This window comes from Providencia sp. 21OH12SH02B-Prov (assembly GCF_027362595.1).
Lineage (GTDB): Bacteria > Pseudomonadota > Gammaproteobacteria > Enterobacterales > Enterobacteriaceae > Providencia > Providencia zhejiangensis.
On the sequence record NZ_CP114796.1, the window covers coordinates 684,125 to 706,686 of the forward strand.

Annotated in this window: 19 protein-coding genes; 15 read left to right on the forward strand and 4 right to left on the reverse strand. The window is 40.7% G+C overall.

What is annotated here, in order from left to right:
• Nucleotides 1–159 precede the first annotated feature (159 nt).
• A complete protein-coding gene (gene rpoH, locus O7C57_RS03265; protein WP_154624098.1) occupies nucleotides 160–1,035 on the forward strand; it encodes an RNA polymerase sigma factor RpoH in 876 nt (291 codons plus the stop codon).
• A 77-nt stretch (nucleotides 1,036–1,112) separates the two neighbouring features.
• Here rpoH and O7C57_RS03270 read toward each other — a convergent pair whose 3' ends face one another.
• Together O7C57_RS03270 and panM are read right to left on the reverse strand one after the other, a co-directional pair.
• On the reverse strand, nucleotides 1,113–1,499 hold the full coding sequence (locus tag O7C57_RS03270; protein ID WP_154624097.1) for a VOC family protein: 387 nt from the start codon (nucleotides 1,497–1,499) through the stop codon (nucleotides 1,113–1,115).
• Nucleotides 1,500–1,503: 4 nt separating this feature from the next.
• Complete coding sequence (gene panM, locus O7C57_RS03275; RefSeq protein WP_196713642.1) at nucleotides 1,504–1,908, reverse strand: aspartate 1-decarboxylase autocleavage activator PanM; 405 nt, start codon at nucleotides 1,906–1,908, stop codon at nucleotides 1,504–1,506.
• A gap of 382 nt (nucleotides 1,909–2,290) precedes the next feature.
• On the opposite strand from panM, the gene O7C57_RS03280 reads away from it, so the two are divergent.
• The 5 genes from O7C57_RS03280 to livF all read left to right on the forward strand — a co-directional run bounded on the left by O7C57_RS03280 (nucleotide 2,291) and on the right by livF (nucleotide 7,173).
• Nucleotides 2,291–3,400, forward strand: a complete 1,110-nt coding sequence (locus O7C57_RS03280) for a branched-chain amino acid ABC transporter substrate-binding protein (protein ID WP_154624095.1) — start codon at nucleotides 2,291–2,293, stop codon at nucleotides 3,398–3,400.
• 89 nt (nucleotides 3,401–3,489) lie between these two features.
• A complete protein-coding gene (gene livH, locus O7C57_RS03285; RefSeq protein ID WP_154624094.1) occupies nucleotides 3,490–4,416 on the forward strand; it encodes a high-affinity branched-chain amino acid ABC transporter permease LivH in 927 nt (308 codons plus the stop codon).
• Nucleotides 4,413–5,696 carry a high-affinity branched-chain amino acid ABC transporter permease LivM gene (locus O7C57_RS03290; RefSeq protein WP_154624093.1) on the forward strand — a complete coding sequence of 428 codons (1,284 nt, stop codon included), beginning with the start codon at nucleotides 4,413–4,415 and terminating at the stop codon, nucleotides 5,694–5,696. The genes livH and O7C57_RS03290 overlap by 4 nt, the downstream gene beginning before the upstream one ends.
• The gene (livG, locus tag O7C57_RS03295; protein ID WP_269204881.1) at nucleotides 5,693–6,472 is read left to right on the forward strand and encodes a high-affinity branched-chain amino acid ABC transporter ATP-binding protein LivG; all 780 of its coding nucleotides are present in this window, start codon (nucleotides 5,693–5,695) and stop codon (nucleotides 6,470–6,472) included. Before O7C57_RS03290 ends, livG begins: the two co-directional genes overlap by 4 nt.
• Nucleotides 6,472–7,173, forward strand: a complete 702-nt coding sequence (livF, locus tag O7C57_RS03300; RefSeq protein WP_154624092.1) for a high-affinity branched-chain amino acid ABC transporter ATP-binding protein LivF — start codon at nucleotides 6,472–6,474, stop codon at nucleotides 7,171–7,173. Before livG ends, livF begins: the two co-directional genes overlap by 1 nt.
• A 94-nt stretch (nucleotides 7,174–7,267) precedes the next feature.
• Here the strand turns inward: livF and O7C57_RS03305 are convergent, their stop codons facing one another.
• Nucleotides 7,268–8,266 (reverse strand): hypothetical protein, encoded by a 999-nt coding sequence (locus O7C57_RS03305; RefSeq protein WP_269723622.1) that lies wholly within the window; start codon nucleotides 8,264–8,266, stop codon nucleotides 7,268–7,270.
• A gap of 639 nt (nucleotides 8,267–8,905) precedes the next feature.
• On the opposite strand from O7C57_RS03305, the gene hutU reads away from it, so the two are divergent.
• The 7 genes from hutU to O7C57_RS03340 all read left to right on the forward strand — a co-directional run bounded on the left by hutU (nucleotide 8,906) and on the right by O7C57_RS03340 (nucleotide 18,202).
• Nucleotides 8,906–10,573 carry a urocanate hydratase gene (gene hutU, locus O7C57_RS03310; protein WP_163863035.1) on the forward strand — a complete coding sequence of 556 codons (1,668 nt, stop codon included), beginning with the start codon at nucleotides 8,906–8,908 and terminating at the stop codon, nucleotides 10,571–10,573.
• A gap of 51 nt (nucleotides 10,574–10,624) precedes the next feature.
• Entirely contained in the window at nucleotides 10,625–11,809 is a 1,185-nt protein-coding gene (locus tag O7C57_RS03315) for a CaiB/BaiF CoA transferase family protein (RefSeq protein WP_247047490.1), read from the forward strand.
• The gene (locus O7C57_RS03320; protein ID WP_163863032.1) at nucleotides 11,806–12,945 is read left to right on the forward strand and encodes an acyl-CoA dehydrogenase family protein; all 1,140 of its coding nucleotides are present in this window, start codon (nucleotides 11,806–11,808) and stop codon (nucleotides 12,943–12,945) included. Before O7C57_RS03315 ends, O7C57_RS03320 begins: the two co-directional genes overlap by 4 nt.
• Before the next feature lie 265 nt (nucleotides 12,946–13,210).
• Nucleotides 13,211–14,653 carry a purine-cytosine permease family protein gene (locus O7C57_RS03325; protein WP_154623626.1) on the forward strand — a complete coding sequence of 481 codons (1,443 nt, stop codon included), beginning with the start codon at nucleotides 13,211–13,213 and terminating at the stop codon, nucleotides 14,651–14,653.
• Nucleotides 14,654–14,788: 135 nt separating this feature from the next.
• Nucleotides 14,789–15,544, forward strand: coding sequence for an electron transfer flavoprotein subunit beta/FixA family protein (locus tag O7C57_RS03330; protein ID WP_269723623.1), 756 nt, complete (start codon nucleotides 14,789–14,791; stop codon nucleotides 15,542–15,544).
• 14 nt (nucleotides 15,545–15,558) lie between these two features.
• Nucleotides 15,559–16,509, forward strand: coding sequence for an electron transfer flavoprotein subunit alpha/FixB family protein (locus tag O7C57_RS03335; protein ID WP_269723624.1), 951 nt, complete (start codon nucleotides 15,559–15,561; stop codon nucleotides 16,507–16,509).
• Between the two features lie 10 nt (nucleotides 16,510–16,519).
• Complete coding sequence (locus O7C57_RS03340; protein WP_269723625.1) at nucleotides 16,520–18,202, forward strand: electron transfer flavoprotein-ubiquinone oxidoreductase; 1,683 nt, start codon at nucleotides 16,520–16,522, stop codon at nucleotides 18,200–18,202.
• 109 nt (nucleotides 18,203–18,311) lie between these two features.
• Here O7C57_RS03340 and O7C57_RS03345 read toward each other — a convergent pair whose 3' ends face one another.
• A complete protein-coding gene (locus tag O7C57_RS03345) occupies nucleotides 18,312–19,028 on the reverse strand; it encodes a UTRA domain-containing protein (RefSeq protein WP_154623630.1) in 717 nt (238 codons plus the stop codon).
• Nucleotides 19,029–19,308: 280 nt separating this feature from the next.
• Between O7C57_RS03345 and O7C57_RS03350 the strand changes: the two genes are divergently transcribed.
• Nucleotides 19,309–20,571, forward strand: a complete 1,263-nt coding sequence (locus O7C57_RS03350; protein ID WP_269723626.1) for a hypothetical protein — start codon at nucleotides 19,309–19,311, stop codon at nucleotides 20,569–20,571.
• Nucleotides 20,568–21,692 carry a hypothetical protein gene (locus O7C57_RS03355; protein ID WP_154623632.1) on the forward strand — a complete coding sequence of 375 codons (1,125 nt, stop codon included), beginning with the start codon at nucleotides 20,568–20,570 and terminating at the stop codon, nucleotides 21,690–21,692. Before O7C57_RS03350 ends, O7C57_RS03355 begins: the two co-directional genes overlap by 4 nt.
• Nucleotides 21,693–22,562: the final 870 nt, after the last annotated feature.

Consider the following 22,562-nt stretch of genomic DNA (forward strand, 5'->3'; position numbering starts at 1 on the left):
CAGGGAACTTTTCTCTTCCTAACGTGTCTGACATAGACTGTAGTAATCACATAAGTGTAATTTATTTAACTCAATAAAACTGGTAGACTACGGTTTACTTAATCTTGTATTTCGCATCGAAGTAATCCCTTTTTTTATTATTTTTCAAAGAGGATCTGAATGACCAAAGACATGCAATCATTAGCACTTGTTCCGCAAGGGAGTATTGAAGCTTATATGCGGGCTGCCAATGCTTATCCTATGCTAACCGCTGAGGAAGAAAAGGAACTTGCTGAACGGCTGCATTACCATGGTGATCTGGATGCGGCAAAGCAGCTGATCTTATCGCACTTACGTTTTGTGATCCATGTTGCTCGTAGCTACGCAGGTTATGGCCTACCGCAAGCAGATTTAATTCAGGAAGGGAATATCGGCTTAATGAAAGCCGTTCGTCGTTTTAACCCTGAAATCGGTGTTCGCCTAGTCTCCTTTGCAGTCCATTGGATCAAAGCTGAAATTCATGAATATGTGTTGCGCAATTGGCGTATTGTTAAGATTGCCACAACTAAATCTCAGCGTAAGTTATTTTTTAATTTGAGAAAAAATAAAAAACGCCTTGGTTGGTTTAACCAAGATGAAGTTGATATGGTTGCTAAAGAGTTAGGGGTTAGCACCAAAGATGTACGTGAAATGGAATCACGTATGGCTGCACAGGATATGGCTTTTGATATGTCTGACGACGATGACAGTGGTGACTTAGGTCAACCGGTTGCACCTGTCTTATTCTTACAAGATAAATCATCGGATTTTGCTGGTTCTATCGAAGAAGATAACTGGGAAAGTCATGCAACCGATCGTTTAACGGAAGCATTAGAATCGTTAGATGAACGTAGCCAAGATATTATTCGTGCGCGTTGGCTTGATGACGACAATAAAACCACATTGCAAGAGTTGGCTGATAAGTATGGTGTTTCTGCCGAACGAGTACGTCAGCTTGAAAAAAATGCAATGAAAAAGTTGCGCGCTGCAATGGAAGACGACGAAGAAAGCGATTAGATTTTACCTTCCTTTTTTCTTGTTACTGCATTTATTGCCGTCATGATGATGACGCAATAAATGCAGAAAATACAATATCATTCGCTATACAATTCAAGAGGAAGCCCATCAGGATCAGCAAAAAAAGTGAATCTTTTTTGTGTATAAGGATCTCGTCTTGGCGCTTCACAAATCACATCATGTTGTTTCAAATAGTCTATCCATTTATCAAGATCGTCTACGCTAAAAGCTAAATGCCTTAAACCACACGCCTCAGGATAGCTCAGTCTGGCTGGTGGGTTAGGAAAGCTAAATAACTCAATTTGGTATTGATCATTTAACGCTAAATCGGCCTTCCATGAATTCGAGTCTGACCGATAATGTTCTTCTAATAAGGTTAAGCCAAGAATTTGGCAGTAAAAATGCTTACTGACAGAGTAATTAGAAGCGATGATCGCAACGTGGTGGAGCCGTTTTAATTTCATTGTATTACATCCGTTTTTCCCATAGGTCATTTTCTGGTGTCGGTGTAAAACCACAGGCGAATAAAAAGGACGTCATGACTGCTTTCTGTTCTTCATCTATCTCTTTTAAACTAAATCCCCAATGCGTCACCTGAGCCTCTTGACGACAAATTTCATTAAGTAAATAAAGCCCAACGCCACGTCGGCGAGTCACCTCACGCACGAGGAAATGATAAATGGTGCCTTGTTGATGATCGACTTTCATTTTTGCGGCGGCTAATAAGCGATCATTAAAACGCGCGGCATAAATTTTTTCGCCAGATTGAAGTAAAGTCTGGATCTGATGTTGATTCTGGTCTGGCCAGATTTTGTACAGGTCAAGATATTGTTGGTCAGTAGGATCAACCACGGGAATAATTGTTAGTTTCATAATACTTCTATCTATTTCCTTGCTTATTTTTCAGTCACTCCTATAGACAGAGTGATCTGTAGCCGATTTTTTGATTTTAGGGATAAAGATTTCGTCTTTGTAGATCTTCCGAGTTTAGCTCGGATTAATTTAAATTTAACTAGAATATAACACTGGCATTTATCTAAAACCCACTCATTAACGATAGATTTTTATTCTGCTTATAACGTAATTACCTACCATATCCATTTGCTATTTAGCATATTTATCTTGTTTAATATCATGAAATATATAGCCTTATTGGCTATGTTATTAAAATTCATAGCACTCGATGGTGCTGACTATAATAATCTACTATAAATCAAACACAAACACTCAGAACCATAGAGATGGGGACGACAGAATGAAAAATATTAATAAAGTATTACTGGCAGGATCTATTGCGATGGCATTTAGCCAATCAGTATGGGCTAAAGAAGTGAAAATTGCCGTCGTTGGTGCTATGTCTGGTCCTGTTGCTCAATATGGCGATATGGAATTTACGGGCGCACGTCAAGCTGTTGCAGATATTAATGCAAAAGGCGGCATCAATGGCGATACCTTAGTTGCCGTTGAATATGATGATGCATGTGACCCAAAACAAGCTGTTGCGGTCGCGAACAAAGTGATTAATGACGGTATCCGTTATGTGATTGGTCACCTTTGCTCTTCTTCAACACAGCCTGCTTCTGATATTTATGAAGATGAAGGCGTTATCATGATCACCCCAGCAGCAACCAATGCGGATTTAACCACACGCGGTTATCAAATGATTATGCGTACCACTGGCCTTGATTCAGACCAAGGACCAACAGCTGCAAAATATATTATCGATGATATCAAACCAAAACGTATTGCGGTTGTTCATGATAAGCAGCAGTACGGGGAAGGTTTAGCACGTTCTGTGCGTGAAAACCTGAACAAAGCCGGTGTTAAAGAGGTTATGTTTGAAGGTATCACCGCAGGTGATAAAGATTTCTCCGCACTTGTGGCAAAACTGAAAAAAGAGAATGTCGATTTTGTCTACTTTGGTGGCTATTACCCTGAAATGGGACAAATTTTGCGTCAAGCGAAACAGTCAGGTTTAAATATCCGCTTTATGGGGCCAGAAGGCGTCGGTAACTCATCACTGTCAAACATTGCAGGAGAGGCTTCCGAAGGCATGTTAGTTACACTGCCTAAACGTTATGACCAAGTGCCGACTAACCAGCCTATTGTTGATGCTATTAAAGCGAAAAAAGAAGATCCTACCGGTCCCTTTGTTTGGACAACTTATGCCGCCATTCAAGGCCTAACCACAGCAATGGAACGTACGGGAAGCCGTGAACCCGAAGATCTCGTGAAAGATCTAAAAGCCAATCCAGTCGATACTGTTATGGGGTCATTAACTTGGCAGCCAAATGGGGACCTGAAAGGCTTTGAATTCGGTGTATTTGAGTGGCATGCGGATGGTACATCCACTGCAGTGAAGTAGTTCCACTATTCAGACTATGAACCGGAGGTGAGTTTACTCACTTCCGGATTCTATTCTGTTTAGGGAAGGTAGTATGAAAGGATAGTCCTATGTCAGATCAAATTCTTTATTTTATCCAACAGTTCCTGAATGGCTTAACGTTAGGCAGCACTTATGCCTTGATCGCGATTGGCTACACGATGGTGTATGGCATCATCGGTATGATCAACTTTGCACATGGTGAAGTCTATATGATTGGCAGCTACGTGTCTTTCATTGTGATCGCGGGCTTGATGATGTTAGGTATTGATGTCGGTTGGATCCTGATTGCCGCTGCTTTTGTCGCCGCCATTGTGGTGTCAAGTTCCTATGGTTGGAGTATTGAGCGCGTTGCATACCGACCTGTTCGCCATTCTAAACGATTGATTGCACTGATCTCTGCGATCGGTATGTCAATTTTTCTCCAAAACTATGTCAGCCTATCACAAGGCTCACGTGATCTGGCACTACCGAGTCTGATTACGGGACAGTGGGTTTTAGGTGAAAGTGATGGCTTTGAAGCCACCATTACAAAAATGCAACTGACCATTTGGGTGGTGACGCTATTAGCGATGTTGGCACTGACTTTATTTATTCGCTATTCACGTATGGGAAGAGCTTGTCGTGCTTGCGCTGAAGATTTAAAAATGGCCAGTTTGTTAGGTATTAACACAGATCGTGTTATCTCATTAACCTTTGTCATTGGTGCCACGATGGCCGCGGTGGCAGGCGTATTACTCGGTCAATTTTATGGGGTTATTAATCCTTATATTGGTTTTATGGCGGGAATGAAAGCCTTTACTGCCGCAGTATTAGGTGGGATTGGTAGTATTCCTGGCGCTATGCTTGGTGGGTTAATTTTAGGTGTTGCTGAAGCAATGACCTCGGCTTATTTAAGCACCGAATATAAAGATGTTGTGTCATTTGGTTTATTGATTGGTGTGTTGTTGATCATGCCAACCGGCATTCTGGGACGCCCGGAGGTCGAAAAAGTATGAGAAAAGAAAATTGGATTAACGCCATTGTTGCTTCGGTGATGTTCTTTATTCTGGCCGTCTTTATGATGGGGCTACAATTAACCCTTGATGGTACAAAATTAGTCGTATCCAGTGGGGATTCTGTTCGTTGGAATTGGATCTTTGCGGGAATAGCGGTGATCTTTGTTTTTCAACTAATACGCCCATCATTAACGAGAGTGTGGCAGGGCGTTCCTAAAAAATCGTGGTCAATTCCTGACTTTGATGGTTCAACAACGAGGCAAAAAATCCTTGCGGTGGTGATTATTATTGCCGCAATTATTTGGCCTTTTATTGTGTCTCGGGGGAGCGTGGACATCGCCACACTGACATTAATTTATGTGATGTTAGGGCTGGGTTTGAACGTCGTTGTAGGGCTATCTGGGCTATTGGTTTTAGGCTATGCAGGCTTCTATGCTATTGGAGCTTATACTTTTGCATTGCTTAATCATTACTATGGTTTTGGTTTTTGGGAAAGTTTGCCAATTGCTGGTCTTACGGCGGCTTTAGCCGGTTTTTTATTGGGTTTTCCTGTATTAAGGTTACGAGGAGACTATTTAGCGATTGTGACCTTAGGGTTTGGTGAAATTGTGCGTATTTTATTGCTCAATAACACGGAAATTACAGGGGGGCCAAATGGTATTAGCCAGCTACCGAAACCCACCTTTTTTGGTCTAGAGTTTAGCCGTTCAGCAAAAGAGGGGTGGGATACCTTCCATAACTTCTTTGGTATTGACTATAGCGCCGGCGATAGGATTATTTTCCTCTATTTTGTTGCGTTACTTTTAGTGGTATTGACGTTATTTGTCATTAATCGATTATTACGTATGCCATTAGGACGTGCTTGGGAAGCTTTAAGAGAAGATGAAATTGCTTGTCGTTCTCTCGGTTTATCACCAACGAAAATTAAGTTAACTGCATTTACAATTAGTGCGGCTTTTGCGGGATTTGCGGGAACATTATTTGCTGCACGACAAGGCTTTATTAGTCCGGAGTCCTTTACCTTTGTGGAGTCAGCCTTCGTATTAGCGATTGTCGTACTTGGTGGCATGGGATCGCAAACATCGGTGATATTAGCAGCAATTATACTGGTTGTTTCTCGTGAGATGATGCGAGATTTGAATGCTTACAGCATGCTGCTGTTGGGGGCATTAATGGTGCTAATGATGATTTGGCGTCCACAAGGGCTGTTACCCATGAAACGTCGCCAAATGAAGTTAAAAAATGCAGAGCAATTAGCGAATGAGGGGGAGAAAGCATGAGTGCATCTATGACCCCTCTGTTGCAAGTTAATGGGCTTACTATGCGTTTTGGTGGACTTTTAGCCGTCAACAACGTTGAGTTGACTTTAAACCAAGGCGAAATAGTCTCTTTAATTGGTCCTAATGGGGCGGGTAAAACAACGATTTTTAATTGTTTAACGGGTTTTTATAAACCGACCAGTGGGGCAATTTTATATCGTGAAAAGCATTTAGAAGGCTTATCGGGTCAGGCTATTGCGCGTCTAGGCGTCATTCGAACGTTCCAACATGTGCGTTTATTTAAAGAGATGACGGTGATTGAGAACCTTTTGGTGGCTCAACATCAACATTTAAAAAGCGGTATTTTTTCTGGCTTGCTGAAAACCCCTGCATTTCGCCGAGCTGAATCAGAAGCGATTGATAATGCAGTCAAGTGGTTGGAACGAGTCGACCTATTGCCATTTGCAAATCGTCAAGCGGGGAACTTAGCTTATGGGCAGCAACGCCGGTTAGAAATAGCACGTTGTATGGTGACACGACCTGAAATTTTAATGTTGGATGAGCCTGCCGCGGGCTTAAACCCAAAAGAAACGAATGACCTTGATGAGCTGATCGCTGAATTACGTTCTCATTATCAAGTGTCTATTTTGTTGATTGAACATGATATGAAGTTAGTGATGGGGATTTCAGATCGCATTTATGTTGTCAATCAAGGTACACCTTTGGCCGACGGCACGCCTGATCAAATTCGTCAGCACCCTGATGTGATTAAAGCTTATCTGGGGGAGGCTTACTAATGTTAGAATTTAAACAAGTTTCTGCCCACTATGGAAAAATACAAGCATTACATCAAGTCAGCTTGAATATTCAAAAAGGGGAAATTGTCACACTCATTGGAGCAAATGGGGCTGGTAAAACCACATTGTTAAGTACGTTATGTGGTGATCCGCGGGCTTCTGAAGGGAAAATTCTTTACCGAGACGTGGATATTACTCAACTACCGACCGCTAAAATTATGCGCGAGGATATCGCATTAGTGCCTGAAGGGCGTCGTGTATTTTCACGAATGACTGTCGAAGAAAATTTGGCTATGGGCGGCTTTTTTGCGAATAGGCAGCAATACCAAGAGCGTATTGAACGTGTTTATACGTTGTTTCCTCGCTTGCATGAGCGGCGTAGTCAACGTTCTGGCACAATGTCTGGTGGTGAACAGCAAATGTTAGCCATCGGTCGTGCTTTGATGAGCCAACCGGAATTATTGCTTCTTGATGAGCCTTCCCTTGGCTTAGCCCCAATTATTATTATGCAAATTTTTGATACTATTTTGCAGTTACGTGAAGAGGGCATGACTATCTTTCTTGTCGAGCAAAATGCAAATCAGGCACTAAAGCTAGCAGATCGCGGGTATGTGCTTGAGAATGGACGTATTGTGCTGGAAGATAGCGGCAAAGCTTTACTTGCTAATGAAGCCGTACGTAATGCCTATTTAGGCGGATAACGACAATGAGACGTCGGTGTGATTGAGATAACCGACGTCTTCCCCAGCGAGGCACAATAATTGATAAGATACAGTTGATGAGTCTTATTTTTAATTAACGTTTAATATTGACCGTTAATGTGTCATTAACATACTTCATGATAAATTGATTTTTCTTTTTATACAGAGTAATAACACTCGCTGTTGACGTTTTTATTTTGATATTTGAATACGATTGCTTATTTTTAATATTGATGAGTTCAAAGCATTTATTACTGGTCACTTGATAGGTCGTTTCATAAATATCCGCTAACTTTTGTTTGAGTAATAAAACAGAACCATTATTAAGATCCCTTAATAAGAGATGATCGACTAGCACCTTAACGGGCATTTCTTGTAATTTATTTTGGTCTTCAAGCACACGGTATGTTTGGATAATATTCTCTACATCCATGTCTAATATTGAAGAGAGATTTCTTAATCCTTGAAAACCAAACTCACTATCGATAGCGTTAGATGAGGCGACTTTCCCTATGTTTATCTCATGATTATTCACTCCATCTAGGCAGAGTAGTTTATATTGAGATTTATCAATAATGAGTTTATCCAGTGTCTTTCGCAGATCGTCTTGATAAGTTTGCTCAATAAATTTCATAATAGGTAATGTGTTGCTGGAAAAACGATTGGCTACATCTTGTGATGTTGTGAGTCTAATTGTTTGATTTTTATCAGTAATATAATTTAATCGAAATCGCTGAATATCGCTTACGAATGAAATGGGTGGTTTTTCATTGATTTTAAAAGATATTATTTTAAATGAGTAGTTTTCTGGTTTTATGGTGTATCGATAGTTTTCAGACCGACACAATGCAGAAATAGATTGGCTAGAGAGGGGTCGGTGTTGTTGTGTTTCTACCGCCTGAGTGATATGGCTAAAATAGCTTGCTGGTGGATAAAATATTTCATTGAGATGGGGGATATGTTGCTGTGGCTTCTTTTTAAAAAAAGGGAAGCTAAATAAATTTTGTGCAGTGATCTTAGATATTTTTCTAGGCTCAACAGCTCTATTGTTTAACGTTGTAATATCCATGACTGCTTTATTTGAAACTCTCACTGAGGCTATTCCTTTATGATTAATGCTATTTTATTAAAAGGTGTTATTGATGACTTTTTATTGAATGATTAATGGCCTTAATTTATTTTTCAGAGTTTAGGTTTTATATTATTTACTATTTATTAAATTAGAAATAATTGTAATCTTTTTGAATAAACCGATATTGCAAAAAATAATGAAACTCAATCAATTTTCCATTGATTGAGAGAATGGTCGTGTTTAGAAATAGAGTTGCCATGCTAGTGACAGCTTGTTGTGAGCCAGTAATGTGAAGCACTTCGCATTTCAGCTATTTGTTTATGTCTAGAGAAGTGTTCAATTGTCTATACATTTTGTTGTGAATAAATAGCGAGTTAACCTTTGTTGTATAGTTGCTCATCCTCTTTCTATCTAATCTTTATACAAAAATTCAAATTTAAATGTATATACTTTGTGAATTAAATGTATATATATTTAAAGGCAAGTCGAAGACGAATCCTCCGGAGAGGATAAAAACCAGCACTGAAAATACCACTAATAGATTGATTATATGCGTTTTTTATCCAAAAGGGATTTTTACGTGATAAGTAATGACTCATTATAAACATCATTTATTGTTGTAAAAATGTTAAGTAAAATAAAGAAATAGAGGATACAGCAATGCTAAACCGTACTGACTCTACACGTGTTATCCGCGCTCCACGTGGCAGCGAGAAAACTTGTAAAAGCTGGCTCACTGAAGCCGTGTACCGCATGATCCAAAACAACTTAGATCCTGATGTGGCTGAACATCCACAAAGCTTAGTCGTGTACGGTGGAATTGGTCGTGCAGCTCGTGATTGGGAATGTTATGACAAAATTTTAGAGGTATTAAAAACACTCGAAGATGATCAAACTTTACTTGTGCAATCCGGCAAACCTGTTGGTGTTTTTCCAACTCATCCGGATGCACCTCGTGTATTAATTGCTAACTCAAATATTGTCCCTCATTGGGCAAATTGGGAATATTTCAATGAGTTAGATAAAAAAGGTTTGATGATGTACGGTCAAATGACCGCGGGTTCTTGGATCTATATAGGTTCACAAGGCATTGTTCAAGGTACCTATGAAACCTTTGTTTCTTTAGCTAAACAGCATTTTAAGGGTAACCCTGCGGGTCGTTGGATCCTGACCGGTGGTCTCGGGGGAATGGGGGGCGCTCAACCTTTAGCAGCGACAATGGCAGGTTTTAGCATGATTGCCGTTGAATGTGATGAAAGTCGTATCGATTTTCGCCTAAGAACTCGATATGTCGATAAAAAAGCCACATCCCTGGATGAGGCATTGCAATATATTGAACAAGCCAAAAATGACGGCAAGCCTGTTTCTGTCGGTTTATTAGGAAATGCAGCCGATGTCTATAGCGAATTAGTTAAACGTAACATTATTCCTGACTCTGTTACCGACCAAACGAGTGCACATGACCCTGTTCATGGTTATTTACCTCAAGGCTGGACATTAACACAGTGGCGTGAGAAGCAAAAAACAGCACCGGCTGAAGTCACGAAAGCGGCTAAGAAAAGTATGGCGGTACAGGTTGATGCGATGTTAACCATGCAAAAACGCGGCTCAGCGGCATTTGACTATGGGAATAACATTCGTCAAATGGCTAAAGATGAAGGTATCAGTAATGCCTTTGATTTTCCGGGCTTTGTTCCGGCTTATATTCGCCCTCTATTCTGTGAAGGCATCGGGCCATTCCGCTGGGTTGCTTTATCTGGCGATCCTGAAGATATCTATAAAACAGATCAAAAAGTAAAAGAGTTAATTCCTGACGATAAGCATCTGCATAATTGGCTGGATATGGCTCGTGAACGCATTGCATTTCAAGGTTTGCCAGCACGTATCTGTTGGGTTGGTTTAAAAGATCGTGAAAGACTCGGTCGTGCGTTTAATGAAATGGTAAAAAATGGTGAGTTGAAAGGGCCTATTGTCATTGGCCGTGATCACTTGGATTCAGGCTCTGTGGCAAGTCCACACCGCGAAACAGAATCAATGAAAGATGGCTCGGATGCGGTCTCTGATTGGCCTCTATTAAATGCGTTATTGAATACCGCGGGAGGCGCAACATGGGTCAGCCTGCATCATGGTGGTGGTGTAGGAATGGGCTTTTCCCAACATGCTGGTGTGGTCATTGTTTGTGATGGGACAGATGCCGCAGACAAACGTCTGGCTCGTGTTTTACATAACGACCCTGCGACTGGGGTGATGCGTCATGCTGATGCGGGTTATGACATTGCCATTAACTGCGCAAAACAGCAAGGGCTGAACTTACCGATGGTCAAGTAGCGCTTTTGGCCAGCCTTATTTGAGGCTGGCTCGTTTTATAAGGATATCAGTATGAAAATGGTGTCAACACAAAAAAGAGCAGGGCCATTATCAGGGATCAAAGTGATCGATCTCAGTCGTGTGCTTGCAGGGCCTTATTGTACAGGCATGATGGCTGACCTAGGTGCTGAAGTGATCAAAATAGAAGTGCCTGACCATGGTGATGACAGTCGTCATTTAGGTCCCTTTATTGAGGGGGAAAGTGTTTATTACGGGCTGATCAATCGAGGAAAGCGCAGTATTGAGCTTGATCTTAAATCCGAGAACGACCTAGAGATCTTATATCAACTCGTGAAAGAGAGTGATGTGGTCGTCGAAAATTTTCGACCGGGTGTTACGGCAAGATTGGGAATTGATTTTGACAATTTGAAACAGCATAACCCTAGACTTATCTATGCCAGCATATCTGGCTTTGGGCAAGATAGCCCACTTGCTAACTATCCTGCTTATGACATTGTTGCACAAGCAATGTCAGGATTAATGAGTGTAACGGGGTTTCCTGAAACAGGCCCAACACGTAGTGGGGAGTCGATAGGGGATGTCTGTGCTGGCATCTTTGCTGCTTGGGCGATCAGCAGCGCCTTGTTTGCGCGAGAAGCTCACCAAGAACATGCTCAATATATTGATGTTGCGATGGTCGATGTGCTGTTGAGTATGCAGCTGACAGGACTATCAAATCTATTTGCACACGGTCAAGCGCCGGGCTTAGTGGGAAATCGTCATCCTGTTTCAACACCTTTTGATACCTATCAAGCACGAGATGGGCAAGTTGTTATTGCTATTGCCAGTGAAAAGCTTTTCCAACGTTTCTGTGAGTGTATGGGGCGGCCTGAACTACGCAATGATCCTCGCTATAAAGATGATCCAACGCGAACCCTTTACCACGCGGATCTTAGAAAAGAAATCGAACATTGGACATCACAAAAAACGGTTGAAGAAGTGTGTGAGCAACTGCTAAACGCAGGGGTGCCTGCTTCACCGATCCAAAATTTGCAGCAAGCGACACAAAGCGAACATGCAAAGGCTCGTCAAGTTCTCACTTACCTTGATGATGGTGGAACCCCGTTAGTATCTCAACCTGTTTTCTTTAATGGTAGCAAGCCGCGAGCCATGCAAAGAGCACCTCGCTTGGGCGAAGCCAATCATGCTTATAAATCAGCCAATATAACAATTAAAAATGCGGAGGCAATACAATGAGCTTTCAAATAGATGAGACAGAACAAGCAATTGTCGATGCTGTTGAAAAGGTTTGTCGTGACATTCTGCAAGTGAATGCACAACGTTATGATGAGACAGAAACTTTTTGTGCGGAAAGTTTGGCTGCTCTAGGGGAGATGGGATGTTGGGGGATCAATTTACCTGAGCAATATGGTGGGTTCGGCATTGGTAGTATTGCGATGAGTATGATCGTCGAAGCCGTAGCGGCCGCTTGCGCATCAACTTCATCCGCGTTAACGGCTCATTTCCTTGCGACAGATTCGATCCTAATAGGGGGTACCGAGGAGCAAAAGCAGTATTGGTTACCTAAAGCAGCAAGTGGTGAGATGTTAGGCGCTTTTGGTCTGACAGAACCCGCAGCAGGATCAAATCCAGCAGATATGCGCACTGTCGCTACCCGAGAAAATGGAGGCTGGCGAATTCGCGGAAATAAACATTATATTACCAATGCTAAAGAAGCTGATTTTATTGTCTTATATGCCAAAACAAACCCAGAAGCCGGTGCCCGTGGTATCAGTGCATTTATGATCCCTAAAGGTACTGAGGGTGTTGAGTTTTCTTCCCCAGAAAAAACCATGGGGCTACGTGGGAGTACAATCTATGAGCTTGCATTGAACTGCTGGTTGCCTGAGTCGGCCCTATTAGGCGAAGAAAATAAAGGCTTTCATACAGCCATGGAAGTCTTAGATAAAGGGCGTGTTGAAGTGGCAGCCACGTCATTAGGGATCGCTCGTGCAGCGATGGAATGTGCTTTAAATTGGGTTAAAGAGCGTCAAATCGGTAAAAAGCCATTAGCGGCTTATCAAGGCACCCAGTGGCGTCTTGCAGATATGTACACACAGTTAGAAGCAGCGCGTATGCTGACTTGGCATGCGGCAGAGTGCCGTGACTCAGGAGAGCGTTTTAGTTTGCAATCCGCAACAGCAAAATTATTTGCCGCGGAGTGCGCTGGCTTTGTGACCGATGCGGCATTACAGCTGCATGGTGGCTACGGTTATATTCGTGATTTACCTTTAGAACGTTATGTACGTGATGCACGCATTTTACGAATTTTTGAAGGCACTTCAGAAATTCAAAAGATCATTATTTCGCGAGCGGTTTTAGATTCGGTTTAATCGTGAAAGATGAATACGCTGGTGGATGGACAGGATCCACCAGTAATGAGTAAAAACTGCAATAGGATGAACGACCTGATAACAGGATCATGGAATTAAAAACACAACAACAACCAGGTTTAAGAATGTATTTCAATTTTTAATGGCGGGCTGTTTATAAAAACATAATAACGTCCGACTTAGAGTCTAATGGCTGTACCCTACAACAACCATTATGACAAATTGGTTCATTCTTTAAGCCAGCCTTGCTTAAAGAGGAGTTACCATGACAGTTTCAAACGACATAACCGCAGACAAAAAACATCGGCAGGATAATGTTCCTTTAATCGAAGCACGATCAATAGACTATATTCCTGAGTCGGAACGCCACGGGACATTATCGAGCCAATTTACCCTTTGGTTCGGTGCCAACTTACAAATTACGGCTATCGTGACAGGGGCATTGGCTGTCGTGTTAGGAGGTGATGTATTTTGGTCATTAATTGGTTTATTTATTGGCCAATTGTTGGGGGGAGCTGTTATGGCATTGCATGCCGTGCAAGGGCCAAAACTCGGACTGCCACAAATGATCTCAAGTCGTGTTCAGTTTGGTGTATATGGTGCGGTAATCCCAATACTGTTAGTGTGCATGATGTACGTCGGTTTCTCTGCTAGTGGTACCGTATTGGCAGGGCAAGCTGTTGGGCAATTACTGAATGTCAGTGATTGGGTAGGAATTTTGATCTTTGGTGCCGTGATCATCGCAATCACGATCTGTGGTTATCGAATCATTCACATGTTAGGTAAAGCGGCGAGTGTGATTGGTGTGATCGCCTTCTTCTACCTATTCTTCCGCTTATTCTATATGAATGATGTGTCGGTTTTATTGGAAAATCGCCATTTCAGTTGGACTAACTTCTTACTCGCGATGTCTTTGTCGGCATCATGGCAAATTGCATTTGGTCCTTATGTTGCGGACTACTCTCGTTATCTACCGACAAAAACACCAACCATTAAAGCATTTTTAGCGGTAGGTTCGGGAACGGTTATTGGAACTCAAGCATCAATGATCTTAGGGGTCTTTGCGGCGGCCCTAGCAGGTAATGCATTTGCGGGTCATGAAGTTGCCTATATTGTTGGTCTTGGTAGTACTGGACTGATCGCAGCATTACTCTATATCAGTATTTTCTTTGGTAAGGTGACGATCACTGCACTTAATGCATATGGCAGTTTTATGTCAATGGCGGCTATTTTCTGTGGCTTCCGTGGTAAGCAGCAAATTTCTCGTGGTCAAAGGTTGTTTTTCATCATCTTGATGGTGAGTTTTTCGACGGTTCTCGGTCTTGCTGGACAACACTCGTTCTTAAAACTATTTTCAGCCTTCTTACTGTTTTTACTCGCATTCTTTACACCATGGAGTGCAATCAATCTTGTGGATTACTACTGGGTAACGAAAGGACGTTATGACGTCCCTGAATTATCAAATCCTAATGGTCGTTATGGGCGTTGGAATAAAGTGGGCATTATTACCTATGTGATTGGCGTCCTCATTCAACTGCCTTTTATTGCAACCGGTTTCTATACAGGGCCTTTGGTTGAGCAACTGGGGGGCGTTGATATCTCATGGATTGTTGGCTTAGTGGCTACCAGTATTATTTACTATGCAGCAATTAAAATATGGCCAATGTCAGTAGCGGACAGATTGATACTGCCATCATCAAATGCATAACCCATAGCAAATAAATATAAGTAACAAATAACGTTAAAACAAAAATAAGCGGGAATATTAGCAGTGAAATAATCACTGCTAAGGATCCGCTCAGCCTGAAAAACACCTTCTGGCAGAGAGTAATTAGGAGTCTTTATGAAAATTTTAGTGGCTGTTAAAAGAGTTATTGATCACAACGTTAAAGTTCGTGTGAAAGCGGATGGCTCCGGTGTGGAATTAGCGAATGTCAAAATGGCGATTAATCCTTTCGATGAAATTGCAGTTGAAGAAGCTGTCCGCCTGAAAGAAGCTGGTAAAGCGAATGAAATTGTTGTGGTATCAATAGGGGATAACAGCGCCCAAGAAACGTTGCGTAGTGCGATGGCAATCGGAGCAGATCGCGCAATTTTAATTCAAAGACCTCATGATTTAGTGCTAGAACCTCTCGATATTGCTCGTTTATTGCAGCAAGTGGTCATCGCTGAACAGCCTGATTTAATTCTGCTCGGTAAACAGGCGATTGATAATGATTGTAATCAAACAGGGCAAATGCTAGCGGCATTACTTAAATGCGCGCAAGCAACCTTTGCGTCTTCCATTGAAGTTGAAAGCTCATCATTACAGGTCACACGTGAAATTGATGGTGGTTTAGAGACGCTGTCTTTACCGCTACCTGCGGTCGTAACAACCGATTTACGTTTGAATGAACCTCGCTATGCAACACTGCCTAATATTATGAAAGCGAAGAAAAAGCCGCTTGAAATACAAGACATCTCTGAAATGAATTTTACCCCGTTAGGGCAGGTAAAAATATTGACCGTGACTGAACCGAAAAAGCGATCAGGCCAGTGCACATTGTTTGATGATGTCAATGCATTAGTCAGTGAATTACAAGCAAAAGAAGTCATTTAATCGGGGGAATCATCATGAGCCAATTATCCATATTAGTTATGGTTGAACACGATAACCAAACAATTAAATCTTCAACGTACCATAGTGTGACTGCCGCAAAACAGATATTATCAGGGCAAGGACAGCTGCATCTGCTTGTTGCAGGACATCAATGTAAGCAGGTGGCAGAGCAAGCGGCAACGATCGCGGGTGTTGAAAACGTGATCCTCATAGATAACAGTGAGCTCGCTCACCCGCTTGCTGAAACTGTGACTGATGCCGTGATTGCGGTTGCTGAAAACTATAGCCATTTAGTATTTCCTGCCACAACCTACGGTAAAAATATCGCTCCACGTGTTGCAGCAACGTTAGGCGTTGCACAAATCTCTGACATTACTGAAGTGATTAATGCACAGACTTTTGTGCGTCCTATTTATGCAGGTAACGCATTAGCAACGGTACAAAACAATGGTCAGCAAGTTGTATTAACAATCCGTAGTTCCGCTTTTTCTGGTACGACTGAAACGCAAAGTCCAGCTGCCATTGAAGAATGCACTGTTAATCATTTTAGTCCGTTATCTCAATTAAAAAGCCAATCATTAACGCAAATGAGCCGCGCTGAATTGAGCTCTGCTAAGGTCGTGATATCAGGCGGTAGAGGCTTAAATTCGAGTGAAAACTTTGCGCTGCTTGAAACTATCGCTGATAAGCTTGGGGCCGCGGTTGGTGCATCGAGAGCTGCCGTTGATGCAGGTTATGTACCGAATGATTATCAAGTTGGACAAACCGGTAAGATCGTTGCGCCCGATCTCTATATTGCGGTAGGAATATCAGGTGCGATCCAGCACATAGCAGGTATGAAAGAGAGCAAAGTGATCGTGGCGATAAATCGCGATCCAGAAGCACCGATTTTCCAAGTTGCTGATTATGGCATTGTGGGTGATCTATTCGAGGTCTTACCTGAATTTGATAAAGCGTTGGCTTAAAGGGGGGATCATGGCTATCGACAATAGTGTCAATGTAAGTGAGGCTCCCGAGCGGGAATCGATGGAGTTTGATGTCCTGATTGTCGGTGGTGGGCCAGCAGGATTATCCGCTGCAATTCGTCTAAAGCAACTTGCGGCAGAGAAAAACAAAGAGTTATCTGTTTGTTTAATTGATAAAGGTGCTGAAATAGGGGCTCATATCTTATCAGGTGCGGTTATTGATCCACGAGCTTTGAATGAATTATTACCGAATTGGCAGCAGATGCTGCCAAGTGAGCTGACAACCGTAACAGAAGACCGCTTTTTGTTATTAAAAGAACAGAAAGCAAGCCGGTTACCACTGGCTTTATTGCCCGCTAGCTTAAAAAATAGTGGGAATTTAATTGGTAGCCTTGGCCAAGTGTGTGCGGCATTAGCCTCACAAGCAGAAAAGCTTGGCGTCGACGTATTTGCAGGCTTTGCGGCAACGGAAATACTCTACGATGATGAAGGCACCGTTATTGGTATAACAACCGGGGATATGGGGCTTGATAAATCAGGCAACCCCACTTCACTGTATCAGCCCGGTATGAACTTATTGGCTAAAATGACCTTTTTTGCCGAAGGTTGTCGAGGCCAATTAGGTAAGCAACTTATAGAACGTTTTGATTTAGACAGTGGACGTGGAAAGCAAACTTATGGGTTAGGATTAAAAGAAATTTGGCAAATTCCTAAACCACAACATCAAGCAGGCTTGGTTGTTCACTCAATTGGTTGGCCTTTAGATAGCCGTACGTACGGTGGTGGCTTTGCTTACCATTATGGTGAAAACCTCGTTGCTATTGGCTTAGTTGTAGGCCTTAATTATGAAAATCCTTATTTATCACCTTTTGATGAATTTCAACGACTTAAAACGCATCCATCACTCAGTGCTTTTTTAAAAGGTGGTAAACGCATTAGCTACGGTGCGCGCACGTTAGTGGCTGGAGGATTGGCAGCATTACCAGAATTGAGTTTTCCAGGTGGAGCATTAATAGGGGATGATGCCGGTTTTTTAAATGCAGCACGGATCAAGGGAAGCCATTGTGCAGTGAAAAGCGGTGCGCTTGCTGCGGAAGCATTGTTTGAATCAATGAATGATGATGTGATTGATTATGCAAGGTTTAAAACAGAGTATCGTCAAAAATTCGAGCGTAGCTGGCTGTATCGAGAATTACATCAGACACGTAATTTCAAACCTTATATGAAAAAAGGCTTGTATTTAGGCTCCTTATTATTTGGTGCTGAACAGCTTTTACTAAAGGGGCGAACTCCTTGGACTCTTAAATTAAAACAGGCCGACCATGAATGTTTACAGGAAGCTCATAATTTTCAGCCAATAGATTATCCAAAGCCGGATGGTGTTCTGACCTTTGATAAGCCATCGTCGGTCTTTTTGTCGAATACAAATCATGAGGAAGACCAGCCTTGTCATCTGAAATTAAAAGATAATCATGTACCGACAAAGATGAATTTACCTAAATATGCAGCTCCTGAGACGCGTTATTGTCCCGCTGGAGTGTATGAAATTGTGAGTATTGAAGACCAGCCTAAGTTGCAGATTAATGCGCAGAACTGCCTACATTGTAAGGCTTGCGACATTAAAGACCCAACACAAAATATTTGTTGGACAGCTCCACAAGGGGGAGAAGGGCCAATTTACCAAGGTATGTAATTTAAATTTGTTGTGATGTATTCCTGTTCAATAAGTAACAGGTGTTAGTTGTGCTTGTTTTATCAGTCGCTTTGGGGCATATAGATTTGCCCCATTTTTTTCGATCAAATTAAGGTGTATCAATACGTGAATGTAGCTTTAATTTATAACGCGAGCCGGCAGTTATCATATGGACATAGCTGATTAATGTGGAACCCGTCCACGTACGGCGGCTAAGCTGTAAGCACGGTGAGCCTTCTTTAATTGATAAAGATTGTGCAATCGCTTTAGTCGCTAATGCGGCCTCAATGGTATGTTCCATCTCACTGACAGGAAAATTTCGTTGTAAGTAGCCGCTCGGCGTTTCAGTATCACCAAAGTGTTGTTTCACAAAATCAGGTGCGAGGGCATGATTTACATAGCGTTCTTCAAGCATCAGTGGAATATCATTTTCAAAATGTAATACCTTACAATAGCTTATATCACTGCCTTCCATCACGCCGAGCTGTAAAGCAATTTCAGCCGAAGCGGCAATGACTTTGAGTTGTAATTGATGACCACTATATTTATTACCGCTTAATGAAATTTCATCGAAAATATCAAATGCTTTTGTGACAGGCAGCTCGTGTTTCTGTGAGGCGACAAAGGTTCCCTTACCAGCAATGCGATTCAGTATGCCTTTTTGGCTCAGTTCCGAAATGGCCTTATTCACTGTCATGCGGCTCACATTAAATTGTGCGCACAGTTCTAGTTCTGTGGGTATCTGTGTTTCAGGCTTAAAAATACCTAAATCAATACTACGCAGAATATAAGATTGAATTTGCTTGTATGCTGGTTGTGAAGTCATCGTGATTATTTAATCGATCATAGAGTTTTGGGAGAGTCCGCTCATTTTCCGTTTTACCGCACTAAATCGACGGTTTGTTCAAGTTTAACAGTAAAAACTTTCTTTGCTAGCCACCCTTGCCGGTTATGTCGAAAAATATCATTGATTGTGATTTTTTGGCGTGTCACGGATGTTAGCCTGTAATTATCTGAATTCTAATATTAAAGCCTAATTCTTATTGGGAGCATAATCTTTTTTGACTAAGATAGTTAAATTCTAATAAACAAGATAGGCACAGCAAATGGGTGTTCAATATTTTAATGTCACTTTATCTCAGTGTGATTATCAAAAAGTTATTCCGACAGGAATGGTTCGATTGATAGCGTCTGACCTCGTCTTCTTTTTTAATCTTGCAGATTTTAAACACGGTGAGGTTTTTTTAAAAAAACTCGAACAAGGTGATGAACTGGTGATCTGTGCTGAAAGATTAAATGATGGGAGTTATTGGATTAATTGGGTGTTTCATCAAACAAAGGGGCGGTTGGAGCCTGATAGAGAGGTTGGCTTTCATCGAGGAATGCTAAAATCACTTTTATGGGCGCTTGGATTATCCTCATTCTCAATATTAGCTTACTTTTGCTTTGCTTATGATGAAGAGAGTTTTTGGCTCATTCTGTTGGGGTCATTGGCATGTCTTGCCGTATTTAGCGGTGTGGTTATGGGGGCTCTGGTTATAAAAGAGATCTGCTATATTATTAGCCCACGTAGAAAATGGATATTAAAAGCGTTAGATAAGGTTATTGCTGGGCAATATCAAATTACACCTGAAAACACACCACAAATTAATATATTAGGTACACGTAATCCTAAGATAAAACCAATGAAAGTTAAAGCTGTCCGTGAACCTAAAATATCACAGGAGGATGAGCTTAATTTGACTCGCGGCAAAGTTAATTTAGTGGAATCATTTCAGAGTGCGATTATGAGATATCGAGGCCCTCAGGAAATTTGCAATATAACAATAATACAGATTGATAGAAAACAATTTACGGTAATAACACCAGTAAATGAACCTGTATTTAATAACCATAGCTTATTTATGGCTCAAGGCGATGACATTGAAGTCTACCATAAAAAATTACGTCAGGCTGAAAATGAAGAAATCGTTTTTGGTATTTTTAATCGGCAAGATCAGCTTGCTTACTCAATAAGTAGAGGGGGCTGGCCACCAGAACGTAGTTTTTATTATTTATTGTGGATATTCATGGTGGGAATGATCGCATTTTTTACCCTTATGGTTTTGTCGATGAATATCGCTGATATCTCGGAAAGAGGGGGATACTGGGATCGTTGGGATTGGCAATATATGATGGATAATGGCATTGAGTTTATTGGCATGGCATCCTCTATCTCATTAGGCATTGGCTTTTTGAGCGCTTTATGCATAACAATTTATTTTTCGGTGTCGCAACGTGGCCGAATACATTTTCAAACTCAATACTATTTACGTTATTTACGCTTAAAACGTGGAAAGTCAGGTTATGTTACTGAGGTACGTGTATGAACCCATTTCTCAGTAAGAATTTTATTATTATTACGTTAGCATTCATTATCTGTGTAATTTTAACCATCGCTTTTCATTTCCGAGGTAATGCACAAGGGTGGACATGGCAGGATAACCCCCAAGCGAATGCGATGGAAATTGCAGACTTTGATTGGTTAAAATCGTACCCTACAGAAACAGGAATGTTGATTATTGCGCAAAGTAGCCGCAATACAGCCTATTACTCTTCCTATAATCTACCTTACCATGACTATAATTATCAGGTGCTTTTTGCTGATGAGACAGGAATACATTATATAGATAAAGGGGATAACAGTTTTTATAATGCGGCCTGTGATAAAACGGAATGTGTACTGTTTTTTGACGATGGTCGTCGAGTTTTAAATTTATCTGATTATTCCATCACGAAGATGCAGCCTTGGCAGGATAAATATGGAGAACAATTTTCTACGTTAATTATGGGGAAAATACTGCATACACAAAATGATCAAACCTATTTATCCGTGAGTAATGAAGCTATTTTTAAAACGCTTGATAAAGGTAGCACATGGCAATATTTGGCTAATGTACGTGACTTAGTTAAGTCTTATTATCCAGAAGAAATTGCGGATAATTCTAACTTCTCATTTGCAACCCAAAACAATGAACTTATTATCTGGTATAGCTATGGTAACGACATGGGGTCACTTGAGATTACCCTTGATACTGATAAAGGAAAGGTCGTTGGACATAAATGGTTGCCGTTACGGATCAATGAAGTTGAACAATCACCAAATGGCAATATTTATGCGATTGCACAAGAGCCATCACGTAAGCTATTTTCATTGTTACAATTTAATGATAATGGTGAATTTTCCGTGATCACTGAAAATGGATACAACCATTTGCATAGTTTACATGTGAGTAATCAAACGGTGTTGTTAAATGAAGATTGGCGAGGTCAGTGGGGATATTTACTGATGAACGTAACAGACGGTAATATAACTCATCGAGCTGAGCTTAGTGATTTCAATAGACTTTTCAATAATGTCGATAATACTTTTATTAAATTAGCGAATAGTTATTCTAATGATATTGAAATAAACAATGGCGGATTAGTGAAATACAGTGTGGCCAGATAGTCAATAAAAACGGGCAATCTAGCCCGTTTTGACTTATCAAATGAATGTAGAAAACAAAACCACCAATAAACTGATTGTCTTTTTAAGACGGAATAAGCCACAGCATGTTATCGTATACGAAGTGGCTCATGGGATCCCTCAAATATGGCTTCTAATAAATTGTAAGCTATGAGCAACAAAATTCTCTACTGGTGACCGAAGTGTTTAGGGATGTAAAGCGATTGTTTCGTTATTTCTTATCAGTATTTATGTTGCGTTAATACGACTCATTCCAGCAAACGTAACGAATAAGTTATTAATGTAGATGTTTTGTTTAAATATAATTTACCCGTAAATTAAGCCACTAATAAAAATCTAGCAGGGTTTTTGAGTTAATGAATATAGTTAAAAATCTCACTTAGTATAATGGCTATTTTTATTTAACTTAAGTTGTATTTTTTATATGAAATAGTCTTTCATCTAAATTTTTATATTTAAAAAGCTGTTATTAATCTGTGGTTTTTATTTTATTTTCATTATAAAACAATCGGTTAAATATTTTTTTATTTTTATTGAGTAAGTTTCAATAATCTCAATAGGATTGTGATATAGTTCATAATGTTGTTGGGTAAATGAAAAAGAGTGTGATGTATGTACAATATCATGACACTTGTGATTAAAATATCAGCTCGGTTGTTATATATATAATGTCAAATGTTGTACTAATCCTTAATTAAAGGAGAATAGTATGTCTTTGTTAAATGAACTGCTAATATCAAGGTGTTTCTTCTATATGAAGAAATGGTTCAATATGGATGTTTCTTTAGCTTTCTTTTTTCCTCATAAATAGTCCTTTCTTCTTTTCTCTCAATTATCGTTAGCTTATTCATA

Coding starts and splice junctions, on each gene's coding strand:
- O7C57_RS03280 (WP_154624095.1), top strand. CDS start 2,291: ATGAAAAATATTAATAAAGTATTACTGGCAGGATCTATTGCGATGGCA.
- O7C57_RS03320 (WP_163863032.1), top strand. CDS start 11,806: ATGAGCTTTCAAATAGATGAGACAGAACAAGCAATTGTCGATGCTGTT.
- O7C57_RS03350 (WP_269723626.1), top strand. CDS start 19,309: ATGGGTGTTCAATATTTTAATGTCACTTTATCTCAGTGTGATTATCAA.
- O7C57_RS03270 (WP_154624097.1), bottom strand. CDS start 1,499: ATGAAATTAAAACGGCTCCACCACGTTGCGATCATCGCTTCTAATTAC.
- rpoH (WP_154624098.1), top strand. CDS start 160: ATGACCAAAGACATGCAATCATTAGCACTTGTTCCGCAAGGGAGTATT.
- O7C57_RS03335 (WP_269723624.1), top strand. CDS start 15,559: ATGAGCCAATTATCCATATTAGTTATGGTTGAACACGATAACCAAACA.
- O7C57_RS03330 (WP_269723623.1), top strand. CDS start 14,789: ATGAAAATTTTAGTGGCTGTTAAAAGAGTTATTGATCACAACGTTAAA.
- livH (WP_154624094.1), top strand. CDS start 3,490: ATGTCAGATCAAATTCTTTATTTTATCCAACAGTTCCTGAATGGCTTA.
- panM (WP_196713642.1), bottom strand. CDS start 1,908: ATGAAACTAACAATTATTCCCGTGGTTGATCCTACTGACCAACAATAT.
- livG (WP_269204881.1), top strand. CDS start 5,693: ATGAGTGCATCTATGACCCCTCTGTTGCAAGTTAATGGGCTTACTATG.
- O7C57_RS03290 (WP_154624093.1), top strand. CDS start 4,413: ATGAGAAAAGAAAATTGGATTAACGCCATTGTTGCTTCGGTGATGTTC.
- O7C57_RS03325 (WP_154623626.1), top strand. CDS start 13,211: ATGACAGTTTCAAACGACATAACCGCAGACAAAAAACATCGGCAGGAT.
- livF (WP_154624092.1), top strand. CDS start 6,472: ATGTTAGAATTTAAACAAGTTTCTGCCCACTATGGAAAAATACAAGCA.
- O7C57_RS03340 (WP_269723625.1), top strand. CDS start 16,520: ATGGCTATCGACAATAGTGTCAATGTAAGTGAGGCTCCCGAGCGGGAA.
- O7C57_RS03315 (WP_247047490.1), top strand. CDS start 10,625: ATGAAAATGGTGTCAACACAAAAAAGAGCAGGGCCATTATCAGGGATC.
- O7C57_RS03345 (WP_154623630.1), bottom strand. CDS start 19,028: ATGACTTCACAACCAGCATACAAGCAAATTCAATCTTATATTCTGCGT.
- O7C57_RS03355 (WP_154623632.1), top strand. CDS start 20,568: ATGAACCCATTTCTCAGTAAGAATTTTATTATTATTACGTTAGCATTC.
- hutU (WP_163863035.1), top strand. CDS start 8,906: ATGCTAAACCGTACTGACTCTACACGTGTTATCCGCGCTCCACGTGGC.